Genomic DNA, 5,400 nt, shown 5'->3' on the forward strand with positions numbered 1-5,400 from the left:
TTCAACCGGCGATATTCCCGATAAGTGGGTCACTTTTAAACCGGCGTTGACACCTTATGTTCGAACCCCAAAAAGCGAGGCCTCAACAATGATAAAAGTCAGCGTACTCTACCCCAAGACTGCAGATAGCACGTTCGACATTACCTATTACCGTGACACTCATATGGCGCTGGTTCGTGAAAAGCTCGGAGATGCCTGCAAACGAACCGCCATCGAATCAGGCTTGGCAGGAGGCGCGCCGGGAGAACCACCCACCTACATCGCCATGGGGCACCTGTATTTTGACTCGGTTAGTGACTTCGAGGCAGCGTTCGGGCCTCACGCCAAAGAGATTCTGGGAGATATCCCGAATTTCACCAACGTACAACCTGCAGTCCAGATCAGCGAAATCATCGAATAAACGCCTGCTATCGGCGGGGCTAAGGATTTTCCGCCTACCCGATCCTCAGTAGTGACACTGCGTTCCAGAGTGTTAAGAAGCGCCTTTCTGAAACTGTGTTTTCTGTGCTTCCTCGTGCACAGACTCTGCCCAACTGCTACAAGAAGAGCTCCTTTGATGGAACTCTGTAAAGCTACGCCTGTCCATGCCTGCTACTGGAGCGATCGCTCAAAATCCAAAAGGAGAAACGAATGCCCAAACAACTACCTCTTGCCCTGCTGTTGCTCAGACTCGGCGTTTTTATTGTATTTCTGTTCTGGACCCTGGACAAACTGGTTCAGCCTGAACACGCCGCCAAAGTCTTCACAGCGTTCTATGGGCTCGGTGGCCTTGGCGACAGCGTCTTTTACGCGATGGGTATCGCCCAACTTGCACTGATCCTCGCCTTCGTTGCAGGGCTGTTTAAAACCTGGACCTACGGCGCCATTCTGGTGTTCCACGGGGTATCCACCCTCGCGGCAATCAGCAAATACCTCCAGCCGTTCGACAACCTTATATTTTTTGCTGCCTGGCCAATGCTGGCCGCCTGTGCCGCCTTATTCCTGCTGCGAGATTACGATACCCTGACACTTTCACGGCAACCCGCCCCCGTCACTGCCTAGTACGCGACGGTCATTCCTAAAACAAATGCCCCGGTTGTCTGCCAATGTTATCAATATAGACAAATTCACAACCGGGGTACTGCGTGCTTCTGAACTGGCTGTTGAACGTCACATGTGAAGTACAACTGTTACAGTGCGTATACAATTTGCTAATCAAGAAATAACAAAAAGAGGCTCCCCTATGCGCCGCCCAGTCAAAGCGGATCTTATGCCCTGGTTCGCCCGCGCACTTTCCAGTTCGTACCAACATGCTCTGCAACGATCCATGCACAAAGCTCGAGCAAGGCGGCGGGGCGAGAGCGATCTTGTTCGGGTTTTCGTGAATCCTCGAGACCCTTTCGGGCTACCTTTGTTGCAGGCACTTGTCCAACTACAGGAGCGCTTTCGGGTGCGTTTCCGGCTCCATACCGTTTGGCGGCTGGATGACAAAATGTTCCCCGAGCCGGTGCTGTGGGGTTCGTGGGCTCAACAGGACGCCACACGAATTGCCCAACTGTATAACTTCACGCCGCCTGACCGGCCAACGCCACTCTCTGAAACCGAACTCAAGTCCGCCACAGCCCAACTGCTTCATGCCGAACAAGCCAACGACGGGCTCAACACCGCTGCCCGCATATTGGCGGATCTCTGGAGCTCCAATTCCCAAAGCGAGCCAGGTCCGGCACCTACAGATCTTCACGATCAAGCCCTGTTCGAGAATGAAAAAATGCTCCGGCGGCTCGGCCATTATCAGGGCAGCATGATCTGGTACCTTGGCGAGTGGTTCTGGGGCGTGGACCGGCTGGACCATCTTGAGCGAAGCCTCACGGATCAGGGGCTGAATCGGGACGCCTCCGATGCCATCACATATACGCGCACCTGGGCTGATTTAACGAGTACCGCCACCAGACTACCCGATGCCCATCCGGCCGCCGAGACCACTCTGGAAGTGTTCTTCTCCATCCGCAGCCCTTACTCCTACCTCGGCCTGGAACGGGCAATCCAGCTGGCAGACGCATGGAATACTCCTCTGCAACTGAGGCCGGTGCTCCCCATGGTGATGCGCGGGCAATCGGTACCCGATGCCAAGAAGTGGTACATCTTCCACGACACAAAAAGAGAAGCCGATAAGCTGGGTATTCCTTATGGCTTTGTCGCTGACCCCCTCGGGCCTGGCGTAGAAAGGTGTTATGCCCTGTTTGAATACGCCCGCTCCCTGGGCCGCGAAACCGAATACATGCGAACCTACGCCCGAGCCGTCAATGCCGAAGGTATCCGCTCGGAAACCGATGCGGGCCTGAAAGTCATCGTAGAGCGCGCTGGCTTGGAATGGCAGAAGGCAGAGACTCTGTTAAATGACCAGAGTTGGCGTGAATGGGCGGAAGTAAACCGTAAGGCAATGTATGACTGCGGGCTTTGGGGCGTTCCGAGTTTCCGCTATGGAACCCTCAGCTGCTGGGGCCAGGACAGGCTCTGGATAATTGAAGAGGCGATCAAAAAGAAGGTGGAGACCAGCTCCACCCAAGGGGTTTGCGACCCGACCAACAACGCAAAGGTTACACAGGGCCAACGCGGCAATTAAGGTAAGTCGTTCGGTATCTCATGGCCTACTGACAGGCGAACCTGCAAATTGTTACAGAGTCAGGATCCAAGTTTTTTATAGGTAAAGCCGAGCACAAAGCCGAAGATAGCGTGCAGCACCAACGTCGCGACCGCCGCCATCATACCCATGTTCAGCGCGAAGAAGCCGGCGCCCACCATCGGCATCAGCGCCACCATCATCACCAACCAACCGATCACACCCAGCACGATACCCCGGCCAATGTCAGAGCCGCCCGGAATCATACTGCCCAGATTGGCAAATACCAGGCCATAGAGGATCGCGCCAATAGTAAAGTGCGCGGCCCAGCCTATCGCCATGCTGCCACCCAGCTTACTGGCCAACATGGCGATAACATTAAGATCGGGCATCACACCCATCATGCCCTTGACGACCATCAATAAGGAAAGAACGACGGTTGCAATCAGCCCAGCAATGATTCCTCTCAAATTGTTACTCATTTCAATACCTCGCAGTTTTGTGTGGCGTTATCTGAATGGGACTGGCAACCCTCGCGACCACTTTGGCCGAGAGCCCCCAGGTGTTTTCAACATTCACGTCCTAAAGACACTGCTCAGGGAAAAGTGTTACATGTGATAGCGTTCATGAGTTCAGTCAGCCGCAGGGTGATCGTCGGGCCGCACTGCCCGGGGCGGAATGGTCGGGCAAGGAAACAATTCGTCGCTGACCACCGAACACATTGCCCAGGCGGGCCCATTATGATGCGCTGCCCAGCGCAGCAGACGCTCCCGAATCCGCAGTATCCGAATAGTCTGTAATTCTTCGACCACTCGTGTGTCCATAGTGTGAAAGCCACACTTCAGAACGTTGAATGAACTCACAGAAACAGGCGCGTGGCCGCTACACCAAAGACGGAGAACGGCATCATGAAAACTTTAACACTGATAGGCGCCCTTATAGCCTTCACATTGGGAGCAACAGCACATGCAGAAGGAGTAAGTGCGGACGATATCGAGCGCGGAAACAACCCATCCAGCTTCCATATCCAAGAGGGTGAAGGACAAGGGTCAACCGATTAAGCGGTTAGCTTTGCCCCGCAAACCCGTACGAACCTCAGGACTCCTGGGGTTCTGTTCGCGATACAAAACAGGATTCCCCTTATGGTCTTTCGTCAAGCTTTTATAGTCTCCGGTCTGGCGCTGGCCGCCACGCTGGTTATTGCCGGCACTGTCTGGCCGGGCGTTAACTGGGCCTGGTTGATCATAGGGCCGCTTTTTATTCTAGGCATTCATGACCTTACCCAGAATAAACATACTCTCCTCAGGATCTATCCGGTTATCGGTCATTTCCGTTACCTGTTCGAATCGGTTCGGCGAGAGTTGCAGCAGTACTTTGTGGAATCCGATCTGGACGGCGCTCCGGTCAATCGGGAATTTCGCAGTCTGGTTTATCAGCGCGCAAAAAAAGCTAACGATACCCGCGCCTTTGGCACCATCTTTGAGGTCTACCGCGACGGTTATGAATGGGTAAACCATTCCGTTGCACCCAAGGCGTGCCTTCCAATCAATTTGCGGATCACCTTTGGCGGGACGGAATGCACCCGGCCCTATGAAGCCTCCCCGTTGAACATCTCCGCCATGAGTTACGGCGCCCTCAGCCGCAATGCGGTGATGGCACTCAACCGCGGCGCCAAACTCGGAAATTTCGCCCATAACACCGGCGAAGGCGGGGTCAGCGACTGGCACCTTGAATACGGCGGTGACCTGATCTGGCAAATCGGAACCGGTTACTTTGGTTGCCGCACGCCAGAGGGCGCATTCGATCCGGATCTTTTCGCAGAGCAGGCAGGGCTGGATGTGATCAAAATGATCGAGATCAAACTGTCCCAGGGGGCCAAGCCCGGGCATGGCGGTTTGCTGCCCGCCGCCAAGGTCACCGATGAAATTGCCCGTATTCGTATGGTACCCATGGGAGAGGACGTATTGTCACCGGCCGGGCACTCGGCCTTCTCCAGCCCTATTGAAATGCTCCAATTCTTGGCGCAGCTGCGAAAACTCTCGGGCGGCAAGCCGGTGGGCTTCAAGTTATGCCCCGGCAACACACGGGAATTTCTTGGTATTTGTAAAGCCATGCTGGAAACTGGCCTGCGACCGGACTTCATTACCGTAGACGGCGGCGAGGGCGGCACAGGGGCCGCACCAATAGAGCTGACCAACTCTGTGGGTATGCCGCTGCGGGATGGCCTGCACTTTGTGCACAATGCTCTACGCGGCATCGGTGTACGCAACAAGATCAAAATTATTGCCTCGGGCAAGGCCTTCACTGCGTTTCATATGCTGCGGATGGTAGCTCTGGGAGCCGACACCGTGAACTCAGCCCGCGGCATGATGCTGGCGCTCGGCTGCATCCAGTCCCGCAGTTGCAACACCAACAAATGCCCCACCGGCATCACCACCCATAACCCTGCGCGCTACGAACAGCTGGATGTAACCGACAAGGGTGTACGGGTTGCCAACTACCATCATTCCTCCATGGAAACCCTGGCAGAACTGCTTAGCATCCTGGGCAAAGATCGACTGGAAGATTTGGAGCCTGCGGATATTAATCGGCGAGTCAATCAAGGCAGCATTATGACCTATGCCCAGTTATATCCCTGTATTGAAGATGGCTGTCTTTTGCACACCGACTGCGCCCCGGATGCCTGGGCCAGTGACTGGCGTCAGGCCGCAGCGCACAGTTGGCGCTAAAAACGTATTGTTTTAATCTTGAATTCTGACCATGACCAATGAGGATTTCCGATGACCTACACCGTGTCTAGC

General features: G+C 54.8%; 5 protein-coding genes. 4 read left to right on the top strand and 1 reads right to left on the bottom strand.

Annotated features, from left to right (window positions below):
- The 3 genes from ACTH3S_RS17745 to ACTH3S_RS17755 form a co-directional block, all read left to right on the top strand.
- Positions 1–400: EthD family reductase (locus tag ACTH3S_RS17745; RefSeq protein WP_441810341.1), on the top strand; the 400-nt coding region annotated here is incomplete at its 5' end.
- A gap of 230 nt (positions 401–630) precedes the next feature.
- Positions 631–1,041 (top strand): hypothetical protein, encoded by a 411-nt coding sequence (locus tag ACTH3S_RS17750; protein ID WP_441810342.1) that lies wholly within the window; start codon positions 631–633, stop codon positions 1,039–1,041.
- Positions 1,042–1,222: 181 nt separating this feature from the next.
- The gene (locus ACTH3S_RS17755) at positions 1,223–2,602 is read left to right on the top strand and encodes a DsbA family protein (RefSeq protein WP_441810343.1); all 1,380 of its coding nucleotides are present in this window, start codon (positions 1,223–1,225) and stop codon (positions 2,600–2,602) included.
- A 59-nt stretch (positions 2,603–2,661) separates the two neighbouring features.
- Here ACTH3S_RS17755 and ACTH3S_RS17760 read toward each other — a convergent pair whose 3' ends face one another.
- Positions 2,662–3,081: a DUF6789 family protein gene (locus ACTH3S_RS17760; protein ID WP_441810344.1), complete on the bottom strand. Its 420-nt coding sequence runs from the start codon at positions 3,079–3,081 to the stop codon at positions 2,662–2,664.
- Between the two features lie 660 nt (positions 3,082–3,741).
- Here ACTH3S_RS17760 and ACTH3S_RS17765 point away from each other — a divergent pair.
- Positions 3,742–5,328, top strand: coding sequence for an FMN-binding glutamate synthase family protein (locus ACTH3S_RS17765; RefSeq protein ID WP_441810345.1), 1,587 nt, complete (start codon positions 3,742–3,744; stop codon positions 5,326–5,328).
- Positions 5,329–5,400 lie beyond the last annotated feature (72 nt).

The organism is Marinobacter sp. (genome assembly GCF_052094685.1).
Classification (GTDB): domain Bacteria; phylum Pseudomonadota; class Gammaproteobacteria; order Pseudomonadales; family Oleiphilaceae; genus Marinobacter.

Bases quoted from the DNA above. Each gene is read 5' to 3' on its own strand.
- ACTH3S_RS17750 (WP_441810342.1), top strand. From the start codon at position 631: ATGCCCAAACAACTACCTCTTGCCCTGCTGTTGCTCAGACTCGGCGTT.
- ACTH3S_RS17755 (WP_441810343.1), top strand. From the start codon at position 1,223: ATGCGCCGCCCAGTCAAAGCGGATCTTATGCCCTGGTTCGCCCGCGCA.
- ACTH3S_RS17760 (WP_441810344.1), bottom strand. From the start codon at position 3,081: ATGAGTAACAATTTGAGAGGAATCATTGCTGGGCTGATTGCAACCGTC.
- ACTH3S_RS17765 (WP_441810345.1), top strand. From the start codon at position 3,742: ATGGTCTTTCGTCAAGCTTTTATAGTCTCCGGTCTGGCGCTGGCCGCC.